This window comes from Laceyella sacchari (assembly GCF_004343255.1).
Lineage (GTDB): Bacteria > Bacillota > Bacilli > Thermoactinomycetales > Thermoactinomycetaceae > Laceyella > Laceyella sacchari.
On the sequence record NZ_SMDD01000006.1, the window covers coordinates 40,554 to 56,890 of the forward strand.

Consider the following 16,337-nt stretch of genomic DNA (forward strand, 5'->3'; position numbering starts at 1 on the left):
AATGAAAAAACGGGGCCATGTATGCCATGAGTGATTGTGTTATATTGGACATGCACATTTCTTGTTCGGAAATTCACATATCTGGAGGTGTGGGGAAACAACATGGCTGAACAAAAGATCCCTCAGGTGACAGCCAAACGTTTGCCTTTGTATTACCGTTACTTGGAGAAATTACACGCGATCGGCAAGCAGCGCGTCTCTTCTTCCGATTTGAGTGATGCGCTACAGATCGACCCGGCGACGATTCGCCGCGACTTTTCGTATCTCGGTGAACTGGGAAAAAAAGGATATGGCTATAATGTAACTTATTTGCTCCAGTTTTTGCGCGATTTTCTGAAGCAGGACGAGGTGACCAACGTTGTTTTGATCGGTGTGGGTAACCTGGGGACGGCCTTGTTGCGGTATAATTTTTACCGTAGTCACAATACCAAACTTGTGGCTGGGTTTGATCAGGACCCGCGCAAAGTGGGTACAGACATCGATGGCATCCCCGTCTACTCGATGGATCGGCTCAAAGAAGTGATCGCCTTGCATCATGTGGAAGTGGCGATTTTGACGGTACCTGTCAATGTGGCCCAAGCGACGGCAGACTTCTTGTTTGAAGCGGGCATTCGCGGCATTCTCAACTTCACGCCGGCTCGGTTGACTGCCCCGCCCACTGTCCGGATTCACAATATCGATTTGACGATTGAGCTGCAAACCTTGATTTATTTCCTGAAAAACTTTCCGGATGAGGAGAACGTTGAGGTATCTGATGAAAAGGAGTAACCCGTAATTTAATGTCAAGGGAGTCGTCTTGAAATGAAGAATGATGAGTTGCAGCCGCTGTCTGATCATTTGGGGGAGTTGCGGCGCAGGATCATATGGTGTTTGGTGTTTTTTGTGATAGCGCTGGTAGTCAGCTTGTTTTATTCCATGCCGATTTTCCGCTACATAGTGAGCGACTTGTTCCCAAAACAGGCCATTAACACGATGGGACTACAAGACGGCATGAGAATCTATATGAATATTTCCTTCATCATGGCGTTCATCGTGACGTTGCCTTTTCTCATGTACCATGTGTGGAGATTTGTCCAACCGGGCTTGAACCCCCGCGAACAACGAGCAGCTTTGTTGTATATTCCCGTGGCGGTCGGGTTGTTTCTGCTTGGCATCGCATTTGGTTATTTTGTCATCATCCCTTATTTGATTGCTTTTCTGAAGAACATTAACCAGCTGATGGGACTCGGCACACTCTTGGCGGCCAAAGAAACTTTCAATTTTTTGTTTGGGGTGATTTTGCCGCTGGGTATCTTTTTTGAACTGCCGATCATCATGCTGTTTTTGACCCGCATCCGGCTCATCACGCCGCAGTTGTTGGCCAAGATGAGAAGATACGCTTATTTCATTATGGTGGTGATCGCTGCGGTGATCACGCCGCCCGATCTTTTAAGCAATATCTTTGTAGCCATTCCCTTGATTGTTTTGTATGAGGTGGGGATTTGGCTATCAGCCGGCTTGGTGAGAAAGATGGAGCGGGAAGAGGCAGACGGTAACGCTGTGTAAAACGCCATCGTTGACGGGCTACTCCCAAAGTGGCCCGTTCAAACGGCGTTTTTTTACATAACCTTCATCGGTTGGGGCACACTTCACCATGAGAAAGATTTCTCATGGTGGAGGTAAAAGCATGGACTATTGGAGAAGAAATCGTAGCTCTAGTTGTGCGTTGCTGTGGTTGGTGGTGATTGGCGCGCTGGCGTGGTTGTTGGCGCCTTCCCTCCGCAGGCTGTGGAACAGAGCGCAGGGACAGGGGATGGCCGTCACCATGTCTAATTTGGCGTCGCAAACCAAAACGCAGATGGGACAGTACATTGACTTAACGAAGTTCATGAAGCGGAAGTCAAAATCAGAGACTCAGACGTCCGCAACAAGGGAGCCGAATCATATGGCACCGGAGATGGCGGACATGGGCGATTTGACAGATCCAAACGCGTTCGGCGATCATTTTGAGCTGCCTGAGCGCGGACAAGAATAAGGGAAGCGGCAAACACCGGTTGCCTGTAAAGAAGAGGATGGGCGACCGGTGTTTTATGTTAGGCGGGATATCCCGACCCGGCCAGCGCTTGATATGTGTGAGGAAGGAACAATATTTATTAGATTTTTTTTGTGGTGGATACTTGAAAAATGAAAACGAGATGAATATCATTATAATTGATGTTAGCACTCATCGAGGTCGAGTGCTAACAACATGAAACTATTTCATACCACCTCATACGAAGGAGGGTTATTACGATGATCAAACCATTGGGTGATCGTGTCGTTTTAGAAGCAGTTGAGAAAGAAGAAAAAACCGCTAGCGGAATCGTATTGCCAGAAACCGCCAAAGAAAAGCCACAAGAAGGACGGATCGTGGCAGTAGGCGCAGGCCGCGTGGATGAGAAAGGGAACCGCATCGCATTGGAGGTTAAAGAAGGCGACCTCGTCATCTTCTCCAAATATGCTGGCACCGAAGTAAAGTATGGTGAGAAAGAATATCTCATCCTTCGTGAAAGCGACATTCTCGCTGTTGTGGAGTAATGAAGGACATCTGAGCGTTGCTTTAACATAAATTAAATACCCTACATACGAAAGGGGACGGAAGATTATGGCGAAAGATATCAAATTCAGTGAAGACGCGCGTCGTGCGATGCTGCGCGGGGTAGATGCCCTGGCTAACGCAGTGAAAGTAACCATCGGCCCAAAAGGTCGCAATGTGGTATTGGAGAGAAAATTCGGTTCTCCGCTCATCACCAATGACGGTGTGACCATCGCGAAAGAAATCGAATTGGAAGACCCATTCGAAAACATGGGTGCGCAACTGGTTAAAGAAGTAGCAACCAAAACCAACGACGTGGCTGGGGACGGTACCACCACCGCAACTGTGTTGGCACAAGCGATCATTCGCGAAGGCCTCAAAAACGTAGCTGCTGGCGCTAACCCAATGGTTCTGCGCAAAGGGATTGAAAAAGCAGTAAGTACTGCTGTATCCGAAATCAAAAAGATTGCAAAACCGATCGAAGGCAAAGATTCCATCGCACAAGTAGCTGCGATCTCTGCTAACGACGAAGAGACGGGTGCATTGATTGCCGAAGCGATGGAAAGAGTGGGCAACGACGGCGTTATCACCGTGGAAGAGTCCAAAGGATTCAACACCGAGCTGGAAGTTGTGGAAGGGATGCAATTTGACCGTGGTTACATCTCTCCATACATGATTACTGACACCGACAAAATGGAAGCTGTGTTGGATGAGCCGTACATCTTGATCACCGACAAGAAAATTGGCAACATCCAAGACGTGCTGCCAGTATTGGAGAAAGTCGTACAACAAGGTCGTCCGCTGTTGATCATCGCTGAAGATGTAGAAGGTGAAGCATTGGCGACCCTTGTAGTGAACAGACTGCGTGGCACCTTCACCGCAGTTGCTGTTAAAGCACCAGGCTTCGGCGATCGCCGCAAAGCGATGCTCGAAGATATTGCGATCCTGACCGGTGGTCAAGTGATCACCGAAGACTTGGGATTGGATCTCAAATCCACGGGTATCGAATCCCTCGGTCGCGCACGTCAAGTTCGTGTAAACAAAGAAAACACCATCGTGGTGGATGGTTTCGGCGAGCAATCCGACATCCAAGCACGCATCAAACAAATCCGTCAACAACTGGAAGAAACCACTTCCGAGTTCGACAAAGAAAAACTGCAAGAGCGTCTGGCTAAATTGGCTGGCGGCGTAGCAGTGATCAAAGTTGGTGCGGCTACCGAAACCGAATTGAAAGAGAAAAAACTGCGCATCGAAGACGCATTGAACGCTACCCGTGCGGCAGTAGAAGAAGGTATCGTATCTGGTGGCGGTACCGCGTTGGTGAACGTTATCCGTGCGGTAGAAGACCTCGAAGCAACCTTGCCGGTTGGCGACGAAAAAACAGGTGTAAGCATCATCAAACGCGCTCTGGAAGAGCCAGTACGTCAAATCGCTCACAACTCCGGACTGGAAGGTTCCGTCATTGTAGAGCGCCTCAAAAAAGAAGAAGTGGGCATTGGTTTCAACGCGCTCACTGGCGAATGGGTAAACATGATCCAAGTAGGTGTTGTAGACCCGGCCAAAGTAACCCGCTCCGCACTGCAAAACGCAGCTTCCGTAGCAGCTATGTTCCTGACCACCGAAGCAGTTGTAGCTGACAAACCGGAAGAAAACAAAGCTCAAGCTCCAGACATGAATGGCATGGGCGGAATGGGCGGCATGATGTAATAACATCATAAAGCCTTTCAGCATGGGGATGGGAGTGCATGTTGCTCATCATCAGCAACCATGATCACTTTATTCACAATAACCACCCCGACAAAGAAGGTCTTTCATCAGTGTAAAACTGGTGAAAGACCTTCTCTTTTATATGGATGGTGATAGGGTGCTGCTTGACATTTTTTTTAGAACGGCATATAGTTACCTTGGGTAATAGTTACCTATATTAATTATTTCTCCATAGAAGGGAGTACCGACAGTGGAGGGTTTTTTTCAACGCTATTTAAGGCTGTATCGGCCGCTTATCACGAGGCTGAATGAATTAATGAGCACTTATCAGCTTTCTTATTCTTTATGGCAAGTGATTTTTTATATAAAAAACCATGGGCCGTCGACGCTTGTAGATATTTCAAATCAATATCAAGTAGAGAAGCCAACCATTACGAGGAGAGTTCAACGTTTGGAAGAGCTGAACATCGTGAAGCAAATTCCAGGCAAAGACAGACGGGAAAAGATCATTCAGTTAACGGAATTAGGAGAAGAGATCTACAAAGAATGCAGAAAAAAAATAACGGAATTGGAACATCGTGTGATGGAAGGGATCGATAAGGAAGATCAAATGATTATGTTTCAAACACTGCCCAAAGTGCAGGCGAACATCATGAAACGAGAGGGGAGCAACATTGAGCAAAGCAAAATTGTGGACAAATAATTTTATCATTGTGTCTAGCATCAACTTTTTGCTGACGCTGGTTTTTTATTTGCTAGTCGTAATTATAGGTGTTTATGCAGTAGATGAATATCATGCCACTGCAAGCCAGGCTGGTCTGGTTACAGGGATTTTTATCGTAGGGACGCTAATAGGGCGTCTTTTTATTGGTCGTAAAATCGATTCAATTGGCTGCAAAAGAACGTTGTTTATTGGATTGGGTCTCTATCTGTTAACGACATCGTTATATTTCATCCATCTGGGTATCACCTTTCTTATTTTCACTCGTTTCGTGCATGGGATTGCACTAGGCATTGCAAGCACGGCAACCGGAACGATTGTGGCTCAAATCATCCCCGCTACACGAAAAGGAGAAGGTGTCGGTTATTACAGCATGAGCACGACATTGGCCACAGCGATCGGGCCATTTATTGGACTATATATGAATCAGCATGCAAGCGCGCAAATGATCTTCAGTCTCTGCTTGGCTTTAGGTGTCATCAGTTTGCTCACGGCATTCTTTGTGCATGCCCCGGCATTAGAAAGTAGCGCAAAAAAGGTTGAGATGACAGAGTTGAAGCCCTTCCAATTGATTGAACCGAAGGCGGTTCCTATAGCATGGGTAACGCTGGTCATCGCCTTTTGTTACTCCAGTGTTCTTTCGTTTATAAACTTCTATGCCATTGAGATGAATCTAGTTAGCGCAGCTAGTTTTTTCTTTCTTGTCTACTCGATCGCAGTATTGGTTTCACGTCCATTTACGGGTCGGTTAATGGACGTGAAAGGAGCCAACTATGTTATGTACCCGGCTTTTATTCTCTTTGCAGCCGGCATGTTGCTTTTAGGTTTAGCCCATAGCAGTTTTACTTTGTTGTTGGGTGGTGCACTGGTAGGACTTGGATTTGGTAATATGCAGTCATGTACGCAGGCGATTGCTGTAAAGTTGACGCCCCCTGAGCGCATGGGACTGGCAACGTCGACCTTCTTTATCTTTCTTGATGCCGGGCTAGGCTTCGGCCCTTATCTATTGGGACTCTTCATTCCCATGATCAGCTATCGCTCGCTATATATCTTTCTGAGCGTTGTCGTTTTGGCATCTTCCGGCCTTTACTTTTGGCTCCACGGTAAGAAAGAAAAGACCCGCCTCAATGCTTTGGCTCGACAATAAATGAGACGATGATGTTATGCTCTGTAGCCTCTAACAGGCGGTTGACCGGTGGGGGCTTTTTTTAGCTCGTTTTTTCGTGATTTCAATAAATGGACAAATGAAGCGGGCAATCGTTGTGGCAAGTGGGATTTGAGCAGGTGCCCGCCATGATACAAAGTCATAAAAAAGAAATTCTTATCGAATGAAAGAATGAGACGACTCTTACGCATTTTGTTAAAATGCTAATATAATCACATGACGGAAGGAGAAGATGATGAGAAGAAGAATCCTGCCTATCGGTTTCATCACTCTGGCGCTTGTGGTGTCGTCTTGGGGAATCTACAGCAGTCCTGCATTGGCGAACCCCACGCAGTCGGACACGAAGAAGAAGCTGGAAGAAGTAAAAAACGAAGCGAAGGAAACGAAGGCGAATTTAAAGGAAGTAGAAGCTAAGCTGGAACAGCATAAAAAAGATGTGTCAAAAGTAGATGAGAAGCTTTCAGCCTATCTGCAACAAATAGACGGATTGAACAAAAGTCTGGCCGCCAATGAAAAAGAGAAGAAGGCGGTAGAACAGAAATTACGCAAGAAATTGCAACGTCTCTATCTGCAAGGCGAAAACGAATACTTAGCTCACATGTTGGCAGCGGAGTCATTTGCCGACTTTTTGAATCGATTCCAATTGATCCGCATTATTGTCAATCAAGATATGAACGACTTTCAGCATTATAATGATTTGAAGAAAAAATATGAAGAAGATAAAGCCAAAGTCGTCAAAGCCAAGGAGGAGCAAGAAAAGCTTCTCAAAGAATCAAAGCAACGCGTCGAGAAAATGATGAATGAGATGTCCAAGTACAAAGCCGAGTTGAAGGAACTCGAAAAGCAAGAGCAAAAGTTGATGGGGGAATTTGGCTTTGTCGGGGGCGGTGTCTTGGGATATCCATCCTCACGGGGCATGACCTACTGGAACTACGGGCAAAACCGCAGTAGTCACATTCATGCTGGTGTAGATATTCCGCGGCCGATCGGCACGCCGATTTATGCGGCAGAAGGCGGCGTGGTGAAGTCGGTGCGATATGATGCGGGCGGATATGGTTGGTATATTATTGTGCGCCATAATAACGGATTGGAGACGTTGTACGCCCACATGTACAGCTATCAAGTAAAAGTGAGCACGGGACAACGGGTTGCCCGGGGCCAAGTAATCGGGGCGGTGGGGAATGCCGGCCGTTCCACAGGGCCTCACTTGCACTTTGAAGTGCATAAAAACGGACAGGCTGTCAACCCCAAACCATATATCTCATAAATTCGCTAATACGGCCGGCCAAAGCCGGCTTTTTTTATGCCGGAGGGTATGTAAAAACGCTGTCAGGTAAACACCTGACAGCGTTTTTTCTCTCATTGCTGGGGAAATCACATGGTGGGATACGCGAGGCGATCCATTCGCTCTTTGTATTCTTTGATTCTTGTTTCTTGTTCTTGTGCGTCTACATCACGGTGCAAGTGAATCAGCCGGTGCAAATAGATAAAGTACAACCGGAATTCCACGAAGAAGTCCAATTGCTGGCGCCAATCGTCTTCCAGGATGTTTTCAAGGAAGTAGCCTGACATAAACTCATGGGTGAACAGTTGCTTAAAAGCGGCATGTTCTGATTCCGGGATCGATTCCAAGGCGTGGAATAGTACAATGGCAATATCGTATGTAAACCAGTGATATTTGACACGGTTGAAATCAACCACGATAGGATTGCCTGTGTTGCTGATCAAGATGCTGTCATGATGGAAATCATTATTGATTAACCCATAGGATCTGCTTGTTTTGGGGAATTGGTGTACCCTTTGCAACATCGATGACCAGCGGTCGGCGACCGGACGGTCAATGAAGGACCAATCTCTATGATATATCTCGCCTTCGTCCCATTCCTCAAAGGTAGTGGCCTGTTCTTTTTGCAAGAAGCGTTGAGAAAGGGAGTGCATCTTGCCCATCACTTGGCCCATCCGACGCAACAGATTGGGGCTCCAATCATTGAGGCGCGAGGCTTCCAACAGTTTCCCTTCCCCTTTGCGGAAGGAGATCGCGCAACATGGGATGGGAAGCTCGATAATGGTTTCAATCGATTGACCGCGCGTCGATAAGATTTGCTTAGGGATCGCGATGCCATGCGAACGCAAAAAATTCACCCATTTTAACTCTGAGTGAAGTTGACTTTTATCTTTGGTGGCGATGGGCATCAGCTTGAGCACGCACGCTTCCCCATCCCGCTCATACTCAAACACGTTGTTATAAAAGCCCCCGAGCGGCTTGATTGTTTCGGGTGTTCCCTTAAACCTACGACATGCTTCTTCTACCAGTTCTTTTTTCCACATGGATTTAACCCACCTATCTCGGTTCAATCATCATCTGTCTTTCTTCATGATAACATTGTTATCTTATTCTTTCTATTATAGGGAGTTCGCAAAAAAAAGGGTGGGACAGCTGGGTGAATTGTTGCCCGGAGCCAACATTAATGGGAGTTGTCATCTTTTCTAAATGGGGTAAAAAACGTTTCTCTGGACTAAGAAGGGAGCCCTTCCTTATCATATAGTGGGTTGAAGAAGGAAGGGGGACAAAAATGGTAAAGTTACCTGAGTCCAAGCAAGCGGCAGAAGCGCAAAAAGGAGCCTGGCTCAGCATTTTTTCCTACCTCATCTTAAGTGCGGTCAAGTGTTGGATCGGCGTGACGGAGCATTCCCAAGCGGTGTTCGCTGATGGATTAAACAATGTGTCGGACATATTGTTGTCGGTGGCGATCCTGATTGGGGTGCGGGTGGCCATCCAGCCAGCGGATAGCAATCATCCATTTGGTCACAGCAAAGCTGAGACGGTAGCAACATTGGTGGCGGCATCATGTATGGTGTTGGTGGCTTTGGAAGTGTGGATTGGTGCGGTTGAAGCAGTGTTGCACCCGCGCTCGGGGCAGATTGGCAATGCCGCACTGGCCGTATCGCTGATCTCGGCCGTGGTCATGTTGCTTGTATCCAGCGTCAACTTCGCATTAAGCAAGAAAACGAACAGCGAAGCACTGCAAGCGGCTGCCCACGACAACCGTTCAGATGCATTGGTCAGTTTGGGGGCGGCGGTGGGGATCGTCGGTGCCAACTTAGGATGGATGTGGATGGACCCATTGGCTGCGTTTGTAGTGGGCCTGTTGATCTTGCGCACGGGGTACCAAGTGGGAAAGCCGGCGATCGATATGTTGATGGATGGGTTTGATGAGGAAAAAACAGGGCGAATTCATGCACGGGTTGTTCAGATTGCGGGCATTCGAGAGGTTAAAGCGTTACGTGCGCGCCATCAAGGCATGCATGTGTTTGTGGAGTTGACGGTAGGCGTGGATGCCCATTTATCAGTTGAGGAAAGCCACCGTTTGACGGAAGAGGTGGAAGAGGCGTTGATCGGTTTTGAGCGAATTGCCCATGTACATGTGCATGTGGAGCCGGCTGATCCACCGCAAAAGTTGACTTCTATGTGATGGGGCTGGTTCGTGTTTGTTGCGATACCGGTAGCTTCAGTCGGATGGGAAGAATGCAGAATGCCCCTTCCTACTGCAAACCGCCCAGGAACCAAGCGATTGGTTCTTGGGCGGTTTGCGGTTAAAATCCATATTTGTATTGTTTGGGGCCAATATATTCTACACCAAGTTTTTTAGCGGCATGAATGGTCCAATAGGGATCACGCAACAGTACCCGAGCCAAAAAGACAAGATCAGCCCGTCCATTGGCGATAATCTCTTCTGCTTGTTCCGGGGTGGTAATCAGGCCGACAGCCCCGGTAGCAATCCCGGCTTCGCGCTTGATTGTTTCAGCGTAAGAGACTTGATATCCAGGGAAGATGCGATCCGGTGGTTGAGGGGTAATGCCGCCGGAGGAGACATCCACCAGATCAACGCCCCACTCTTTCATCATGCGTGCCAGAGCGACACTGTCCGCCAATTGGATGCCATCAGGGTGATAGTCCACAGCAGAAATGCGTACATAAAGGGGACGAGAAGTTCCCCATTCCGCTTTGACGGCTTGGATGACTTCCTTGAGCAGTCGTGCTCTGCCATTCAGGTCTCCACCGTACTCATCGGTTCTTTTGTTGGATAGTGGCGACAAAAATTGGTTGAGCAAATAGCCATGGGCGGCATGGATTTCAATAATGTCAAAGCCGATCTCTGAAGCGCGTCGCGCCGCTTGGGCGAATGCCTCAATCACTTGGGCGATTTCCTCTTTTCCCATCTCCAGCGGTGTTTTGTCTCCTTCACTAAACGGAATCGCACTGGGGGCGATGATCGGTTCATCCACGATCGCTTTCCGGCCGGCATGGGCCAATTGGATAGCCGTTTTGCTGCCTTGAGAATGGGCAAACGAAACAATTTGCTTTAACCCGTCCATCTGTTCATCAGACCACAACCCCAAATCATTCGTGCTGATGCGGCCCCGGGGTTCCACCGCGGTTGCCTCTACCATCAGCAAGCCTACTTTTCCGGCCGCTCTTGTACCATAATGGACCATGTGCCAATCAGTTACCTTTCCGTCGTCTCCAGCGGAGTACATGCACATGGGGGAACAAACAACGCGGTTGGGCAAAGTGACTTCCTTTTGGGTAAAAGGTTGAAATAAAAATGACATTCCATCATCCCCACCTTTTAAATATGTACTAACTTATCTTTCTACATTATATTACCTTTATTCCATTACATGAAACATAAAATTTACCCTCTTTTCACAGGGCATGGCGACAAGTGTGGCTGGCGAGCAAGCGGGTGGGAAATGCCCGATTGAAGCCAATGAGGAAACGGTATTGGAGTCGCTGGCCTGCGCATCAGACTAGGCGTGCCCTAGTGGAGGAAACGGTATCGAGAGCGGATCAGGTTTGTATATAATAATATTATGATTTTGTTTAAGAGTATTTTTGATACGGATGAACATGTGGAATGCCATGCGCGTGCTTGTACCAGCTGCAAGGTGGTTTCAAATAACAAAAATGGAGGGAATCGATGACAACAGAAGAGACGAGCGGCTTTGTTTGGGATGAAGGACATTCACAGGTGTATCAATTGATTGAAAATATAGAAAAATTGAGAGCAGAGGTGGAGCAATCAAACCGGCCTCACGATGCGTCAGCGCTGGGAAGCGTTTATGGGAAGAGATGTGCAGACAGATCAAGAGATTGCCTCGTTCATTCGTTGGTATGAACAACGGAGATATGGGGCAAACGAAGAAGGAAAGGCGATGGTGTTGCGTTGGCGAACATTGTGGAAAATCATGGGTGGACGGAAGCGATCTTGACCGCCTATGGACGGCTTGATATGATGAAATTTAGTTGTTCGCCCACCCGTATATGTTTAGGAATAAGGCCTGAACGTCTCTACCCGGCTACCGAAAATAGCTGGACTACGGTTGATGGGGCGCCGGGAAGCCTTATATTTTCTTCATGACGAAGGAATCGGGGGACCGGGGTCCATATCGCCGGGAGCGGCGGTGTGGGTTACCCGGGTTTTTTTGTACCTACCTAAAGTTTCATGACAAAAGAGGGGTTATATGATGGAGAAGCCATTAGAACGCGTTGTTGTGCTCGATTTCGGAGGGCAGTATAACCAATTGATCGCCCGCCGTATCCGTGATTTGGGTGTGTTCAGTGAATTGTTGCCACCCACGACCACTGCGGCCGAGTTGAAGCAAATCAATCCAAAAGGCATTGTTTTCTCAGGTGGGCCAAACAGTGTGTATGACGAGAATTCACCAAAGTGCGATCCGGAGATTTTTAATTTGGGGATTCCTGTATTCGGTATTTGCTACGGTATGCAAATGATCGCCCATCATTTTGGTGCAAATGTATCCCGCGCCAGCAAGCGTGAGTACGGCAAAGCGGAGATGGAGATTGTGTCCGATAGCGTCCTGTATAAAGGCTTGGATACAAAACAAACGGTGTGGATGAGCCACAGCGATGTGGTTGTGGAGCCGCCGGCCAACTTCCAAGTGGATGGAAAAACGCATTCTGCGCCGGTCGCCGCGATGAGCAATCCAGCTGATAAAATCTACGCGGTGCAATTCCACCCAGAAGTGCAACACTCAGTGAACGGGAATGAAATGATCAAGCACTTCTTGTACGATGTGTGCGGATGCTCAGGCGATTGGAGCATGGGAACATTTATCGAAGACAGCGTGAGAGCGATTCGCGAGCAAGTTGGCGACAAAAAAGTGTTGTGCGCGTTGAGTGGAGGCGTTGACTCGTCTGTCGTTGCGGCGCTGATTCACAAAGCGGTAGGAGATCAGCTCACTTGCATGTTTGTCGATCATGGCCTCTTGCGTAAAGGCGAAGCGGAGAGCGTGGTTGAAACCTTCGGCAAAAACTTCAAAATGAACTTGGTTAAAATAGACGCCCGTGAGCGTTTCTTGTCCAAACTGGCGGGTGTTTCCGACCCGGAACAAAAACGGAAAATCATTGGTGTTGAATTTATCCGGGTATTTGAAGAAGAGTCGGCTAAATTTGGCGACCATGAGTTCTTGGGACAAGGTACGTTGTACACCGATATCATTGAATCGGGTACGGCGACCGCGCACACGATTAAGTCTCACCACAATGTAGGTGGGTTGCCAGAGGATATGAAAATGCAGTTGGTTGAACCGCTCAACACCTTGTTCAAAGATGAAGTCCGCAAAGTGGGCGAAGAGTTGGGCTTGCCTGCGGATATCGTGTGGCGTCAGCCTTTCCCAGGTCCAGGACTGGCGATTCGCGTCATCGGTGAAGTGACGGAAGCTAAGTTGGAGATCGTGCGCGAGTCGGATGCGATCCTGCGCGAAGAGATCAAAAAAGCGGGACTCGACCGCGAGATTTGGCAATACTTCACGGCGCTACCCGACTTCAAAAGCGTGGGCGTGATGGGAGACGTGCGCACCTACGCTTATACGGTAGGGATTCGTGCAGTTACCTCGATCGACGGGATGACTGCGGATTGGGCTCGTATCCCTTATGATGTGCTTGAGAAAATTTCCACCCGCATTGTCAATGAAGTGGATGGCGTAAACCGTGTCGTTTATGACGTGACTTCTAAGCCACCTTCAACCATTGAATGGGAATAACAGAGAATCAGGTGATCTCACATGTCCAAGTTTGCAACAGGGTTGGCTCGTTACTTTGACTTTGCTGGACACCAAACGAACTTGCGGACAGAGATCCTTGCCGGGGTTACCACATTTTTCACGATGGCGTACATCTTGTTGGTGGCGCCATCGATTCTTGGCAAGACCGGGATGGATCTGGGTGCGGTGTTTGTGGCCACAGGTTTGTCCGCGTGTATCGGTACCTTCCTGATGGGCGTCGTGGCCAATTATCCCATTGCCCTGGCCCCCGGGATCGGGTTGATTTCATATTTTGCGTTCGCTGTCGTACTGGGGATGAATGTGCCATGGACCCAAGCGCTGGGCGCCGTGTTTTTGTCCGGTACTGTGTTTTTTGTGTTGACCGTCACCAAAATCAGGGAACTGATTATTAATGCCATTCCGACCGGGTTAAAATATGCCGTGTCGTCAGGTATTGGACTTTTTATTGCTTTTATCGGTCTCAAAAATGCTCAAATCATTCTGCCCGCGGAAGCGACTTATGTGATGATCAACCCCGACTTGACTAAAAAACCGGAGATTTTGTTAACTCTGTTCGGTTTGCTGATCACGTCTGTGATGATGGTGCGCCGGGTAAAGGGAGCCATATTCATCGGGATGGTGGCGACGGCTATAGTCGGCATGATGACGGGATTGATCAAGGTACCGGACAAGCTGTTTGCAATGCCGCCCAGCATGGCACCTACTTTCTTGAAATTAGATGTAATGGGTGCGTTGGAATTGGGCTTTGTCACGATCGTGTTTGCTTTTTTGTTTGTGGATCTCTTTGACAATGCCGGCACGCTGGTGGGAGTAGCCAGCCAGGCCGGGCTGATGAAAGACAACAAACTGCCGCGAGCCGGACGGGCCTTGATCACCGACTCGATTGCGACGGTGTTGGGGGCGTTGTTTGGTACGTCAACCGTTACTTCGTACATTGAGTCATCAGCGGGAGTGGCTTCGGGAGGACGGACGGGCATGACCTCAGTCACCACCGCGCTTTGTTTTGCGGCGGCGCTGTTTTTCTTCCCGATCGTACAGACACTTGCTTCGGTGGCCGCAATCACGTCGCCTGCGTTGATTATCGTGGGTGTGCTGATGGCCGGCAACTTGAGCAAGATCGAGTGGGACTCTTTGTCTGAAGCGATTCCAGCCTTTATCACTTTGATTATGATGCCACTCAGTTTCAGCATCGCGACTGGCATTGCCGCTGGCTTTATCCTGTATCCATTGTGCAAGGTCGTGGCAGGAGAAGGTAAGCATGTCCACCCCGTCGTGTATGTGTTGGGGGTTATTTTCATCTTGCGATTTATGTTTCTGGGGAGTGTCTGAATGAGCTCCGACCGGAAGGTGCGAAAGACGCATCAAGCCCTGCGTACGTCAATGTGACGAAACGCAGGGCTTTTTCTGCGAATGAGTTGGGTGTGGACGTCATCTATCCGTCATCTTTGTGGATTGTCCACTTTACATAGAAGGAGCTGCCATGTTAATTCGGCCAGTGTGCGAAAGCGGGGTTAAAACCAGCGTAGAATTGCCATCTTATAGATAAAGATGGAGGTGGGCTGGAATGAGAAGCAAGGTGTTATGGACAGGATTCTGCGTAGGAATCGCGCTGCTTGTTGGTTGGTGCGCGCAGGGGGCAGAAGCAGCTGAACGATCTGTCTCGGGGATGGCAAAGGAGATCGGAGAGTTTCGGCAATTGTTCGCACAAAAGGAGCAGGCACTTAAAGAAAAAAATTGGCATATGTATCGAGCCACATTGGATGAGGAAAATCAAACATATCTTCATGAACAGAAGCGGTGGTTTCAAGATGCGGTGCGTGTGATCGAACCGGGATCATTTCGGTTGCAGCTTCTCCAAGTGAAAGCCGTTGGCCGGGGAACCGCCGTTGTCCAAGTAAAGCAATCCTATCGGATGGGCAAGAAGGCTGTATCTTTTAACTACCCGCTGTCATTGAAAAAAAGGACGGATGGTTGGAAGGATGCTGATCTGGCTTTTTCTGTGTTGAAACATGAGCGAATCAGCGTGTATTATAGCGACCCTGCTCTCGAGCGGGAAGCGACATTAGCAATGAACACGTTACAACAAGCCTATGAAGGGTTGCATCGGCGTATGGGCTGGACGACCAAAGGGATTGAGGTGAAATTGTATCACCGCCCGGAGGTGTTCCGCCAATTTGTCAAACCGTCGTTGCCGGAATGGGCTGGTGGTTGGCATGAAGCCAATCAAGCGATCAAATTTATCGGCGGCTGGGGGGAACTCCGGTTATTGGCTGCTGGATTGGTACATGAGCTGACGCATCAGATGGTGAGCGAATTGTCTAATGACAATGCGGCGTATTGGTTGCAAGAAGGAGCCGCGATGTATTATGAAGCCCATTTGTTGCCTCGGTTGATGGTTGGCCATGAAATGAATCGTTTAAAGCGGCGCATGAGTTTGGCCGAGCTAGAACGGGCAAAGCTGGAAAAATTGCCATCGGATCAAGCAGAACAGTATTATCTCAGTGCATATCTCGCTTACAAATCATTGGCCGAACGATGGGGAGATCGAGCCTTTGGCGCGGTGTTACGGGAGTTGGGGAAATACCCGTACCTCGATCTCGACAGCAGTGAAAAGCAGCCGACGTTAAACCAACGGACGAGAAACGCATGGATGCGCGTGTTCGGCCGCAGCATCGAAGGGATGGTGGGAATGTCTGCTTAAGAATGAGGAGAGTAAAGATGAAGGCATCGGCAGAGAAAAAGCCAACAGAAGAAAAAGGCGTTGACAAGGAATAGAAATCTTGTTATATTTAGTTTCGTTGCTTGTCGCAACATCATTCCATGTTCCTTTTACCTAAATTGACTAAAAAAGTTGTTGACAGTTGGAAGGAAGCATGATAAGATATAAAACGTCGCTACAAGAGCGGCGCTAAAAATGAGTGTTCCTTGAAAACTAAAGAGTGACAACGTGACCTGTCAATTCATTGAGCATAGACTCAAACCTCAGTTTCACACGTTGGTGTGAAGCCTTTAACGGAGAGTTTGATCCTGGCTCAGGATGAACGCTGGCGGCATGCCTAATACATGCAAGTCGTGCGGGGGTCTCCGGACCCTAGCGGCGA

At 48.4% G+C, this 16,337-nt stretch carries 15 protein-coding genes, 1 rRNA gene and 1 riboswitch; of the genes, 14 read left to right on the forward strand and 2 right to left on the reverse strand.

Annotation, left to right across the window (positions count from 1 at the left end):
* Positions 1 to 102: 102 nt before the first annotated feature.
* From EDC32_RS15175 to EDC32_RS15210, 8 genes are all read left to right on the forward strand, one after another.
* Positions 103 to 768 carry a redox-sensing transcriptional repressor Rex gene (locus EDC32_RS15175; RefSeq protein WP_132223559.1) on the forward strand — a complete coding sequence of 222 codons (666 nt, stop codon included), beginning with the start codon at positions 103 to 105 and terminating at the stop codon, positions 766 to 768.
* Between the two features lie 33 nt (positions 769 to 801).
* Positions 802 to 1,545, forward strand: a complete 744-nt coding sequence (gene tatC / locus EDC32_RS15180) for a twin-arginine translocase subunit TatC (RefSeq protein WP_132223562.1) — start codon at positions 802 to 804, stop codon at positions 1,543 to 1,545.
* 121 nt (positions 1,546 to 1,666) lie between these two features.
* A complete protein-coding gene (locus tag EDC32_RS15185) occupies positions 1,667 to 2,014 on the forward strand; it encodes a hypothetical protein (protein WP_132223565.1) in 348 nt (115 codons plus the stop codon).
* A gap of 257 nt (positions 2,015 to 2,271) precedes the next feature.
* Positions 2,272 to 2,556: a co-chaperone GroES gene (gene groES, locus EDC32_RS15190; protein WP_022738634.1), complete on the forward strand. Its 285-nt coding sequence runs from the start codon at positions 2,272 to 2,274 to the stop codon at positions 2,554 to 2,556.
* A 67-nt stretch (positions 2,557 to 2,623) separates the two neighbouring features.
* Positions 2,624 to 4,261, forward strand: a complete 1,638-nt coding sequence (gene groL / locus EDC32_RS15195; protein WP_022738632.1) for a chaperonin GroEL — start codon at positions 2,624 to 2,626, stop codon at positions 4,259 to 4,261.
* A gap of 316 nt (positions 4,262 to 4,577) precedes the next feature.
* A complete protein-coding gene (locus EDC32_RS15200) occupies positions 4,578 to 4,964 on the forward strand; it encodes a MarR family winged helix-turn-helix transcriptional regulator (protein WP_246026971.1) in 387 nt (128 codons plus the stop codon).
* Positions 4,936 to 6,129 carry an MFS transporter gene (locus tag EDC32_RS15205; RefSeq protein WP_132223568.1) on the forward strand — a complete coding sequence of 398 codons (1,194 nt, stop codon included), beginning with the start codon at positions 4,936 to 4,938 and terminating at the stop codon, positions 6,127 to 6,129. The genes EDC32_RS15200 and EDC32_RS15205 overlap by 29 nt, the downstream gene beginning before the upstream one ends.
* A 253-nt stretch (positions 6,130 to 6,382) precedes the next feature.
* The gene (locus tag EDC32_RS15210; RefSeq protein ID WP_158283409.1) at positions 6,383 to 7,414 is read left to right on the forward strand and encodes a murein hydrolase activator EnvC family protein; all 1,032 of its coding nucleotides are present in this window, start codon (positions 6,383 to 6,385) and stop codon (positions 7,412 to 7,414) included.
* Positions 7,415 to 7,521: 107 nt separating this feature from the next.
* On the opposite strand, the gene EDC32_RS15215 is transcribed toward EDC32_RS15210, so the two are convergent.
* Positions 7,522 to 8,475: a phosphotransferase enzyme family protein gene (locus EDC32_RS15215; protein ID WP_132223574.1), complete on the reverse strand. Its 954-nt coding sequence runs from the start codon at positions 8,473 to 8,475 to the stop codon at positions 7,522 to 7,524.
* Between the two features lie 245 nt (positions 8,476 to 8,720).
* Between EDC32_RS15215 and EDC32_RS15220 the strand changes: the two genes are divergently transcribed.
* Entirely contained in the window at positions 8,721 to 9,620 is a 900-nt protein-coding gene (locus EDC32_RS15220; RefSeq protein ID WP_132223577.1) for a cation diffusion facilitator family transporter, read from the forward strand.
* Between the two features lie 121 nt (positions 9,621 to 9,741).
* Here the strand turns inward: EDC32_RS15220 and namA are convergent, their stop codons facing one another.
* Positions 9,742 to 10,761: an NADPH dehydrogenase NamA gene (gene namA, locus EDC32_RS15225; RefSeq protein ID WP_132223580.1), complete on the reverse strand. Its 1,020-nt coding sequence runs from the start codon at positions 10,759 to 10,761 to the stop codon at positions 9,742 to 9,744.
* 510 nt (positions 10,762 to 11,271) lie between these two features.
* Here namA and EDC32_RS16460 point away from each other — a divergent pair.
* The 5 genes from EDC32_RS16460 to EDC32_RS15245 form a co-directional block, all read left to right on the forward strand.
* Positions 11,272 to 11,421 carry a hypothetical protein gene (locus tag EDC32_RS16460; RefSeq protein WP_158283410.1) on the forward strand — a complete coding sequence of 50 codons (150 nt, stop codon included), beginning with the start codon at positions 11,272 to 11,274 and terminating at the stop codon, positions 11,419 to 11,421.
* Positions 11,422 to 11,447: 26 nt separating this feature from the next.
* A riboswitch (purine riboswitch) is annotated at positions 11,448 to 11,549 on the forward strand.
* 127 nt (positions 11,550 to 11,676) lie between these two features.
* Positions 11,677 to 13,215, forward strand: a complete 1,539-nt coding sequence (gene guaA, locus EDC32_RS15230; RefSeq protein WP_132223583.1) for a glutamine-hydrolyzing GMP synthase — start codon at positions 11,677 to 11,679, stop codon at positions 13,213 to 13,215.
* 21 nt (positions 13,216 to 13,236) lie between these two features.
* Positions 13,237 to 14,565 (forward strand): NCS2 family permease, encoded by a 1,329-nt coding sequence (locus EDC32_RS15235; protein ID WP_132223585.1) that lies wholly within the window; start codon positions 13,237 to 13,239, stop codon positions 14,563 to 14,565.
* Between the two features lie 235 nt (positions 14,566 to 14,800).
* A complete protein-coding gene (locus EDC32_RS15240; protein ID WP_132223588.1) occupies positions 14,801 to 15,937 on the forward strand; it encodes a gluzincin family metallopeptidase in 1,137 nt (378 codons plus the stop codon).
* A 308-nt stretch (positions 15,938 to 16,245) separates the two neighbouring features.
* Positions 16,246 to 16,337, forward strand: a 16S ribosomal RNA gene (locus tag EDC32_RS15245); the annotation flags it as partial.

What these genes read in the sequence shown, in the direction of transcription:
- EDC32_RS15175 (WP_132223559.1), top strand. Translation starts at nt 103, where the DNA reads ATGGCTGAACAAAAGATCCCTCAGGTGACAGCCAAACGTTTGCCTTTG.
- tatC (WP_132223562.1), top strand. Translation starts at nt 802, where the DNA reads ATGAAGAATGATGAGTTGCAGCCGCTGTCTGATCATTTGGGGGAGTTG.
- EDC32_RS15185 (WP_132223565.1), top strand. Translation starts at nt 1,667, where the DNA reads ATGGACTATTGGAGAAGAAATCGTAGCTCTAGTTGTGCGTTGCTGTGG.
- groES (WP_022738634.1), top strand. Translation starts at nt 2,272, where the DNA reads ATGATCAAACCATTGGGTGATCGTGTCGTTTTAGAAGCAGTTGAGAAA.
- groL (WP_022738632.1), top strand. Translation starts at nt 2,624, where the DNA reads ATGGCGAAAGATATCAAATTCAGTGAAGACGCGCGTCGTGCGATGCTG.
- EDC32_RS15200 (WP_246026971.1), top strand. Translation starts at nt 4,578, where the DNA reads ATGAGCACTTATCAGCTTTCTTATTCTTTATGGCAAGTGATTTTTTAT.
- EDC32_RS15210 (WP_158283409.1), top strand. Translation starts at nt 6,383, where the DNA reads ATGAGAAGAAGAATCCTGCCTATCGGTTTCATCACTCTGGCGCTTGTG.
- EDC32_RS15215 (WP_132223574.1), bottom strand. Translation starts at nt 8,475, where the DNA reads ATGTGGAAAAAAGAACTGGTAGAAGAAGCATGTCGTAGGTTTAAGGGA.
- EDC32_RS15220 (WP_132223577.1), top strand. Translation starts at nt 8,721, where the DNA reads ATGGTAAAGTTACCTGAGTCCAAGCAAGCGGCAGAAGCGCAAAAAGGA.
- namA (WP_132223580.1), bottom strand. Translation starts at nt 10,761, where the DNA reads ATGTCATTTTTATTTCAACCTTTTACCCAAAAGGAAGTCACTTTGCCC.
- EDC32_RS16460 (WP_158283410.1), top strand. Translation starts at nt 11,272, where the DNA reads ATGGGAAGAGATGTGCAGACAGATCAAGAGATTGCCTCGTTCATTCGT.
- guaA (WP_132223583.1), top strand. Translation starts at nt 11,677, where the DNA reads ATGGAGAAGCCATTAGAACGCGTTGTTGTGCTCGATTTCGGAGGGCAG.
- EDC32_RS15235 (WP_132223585.1), top strand. Translation starts at nt 13,237, where the DNA reads ATGTCCAAGTTTGCAACAGGGTTGGCTCGTTACTTTGACTTTGCTGGA.
- EDC32_RS15240 (WP_132223588.1), top strand. Translation starts at nt 14,801, where the DNA reads ATGAGAAGCAAGGTGTTATGGACAGGATTCTGCGTAGGAATCGCGCTG.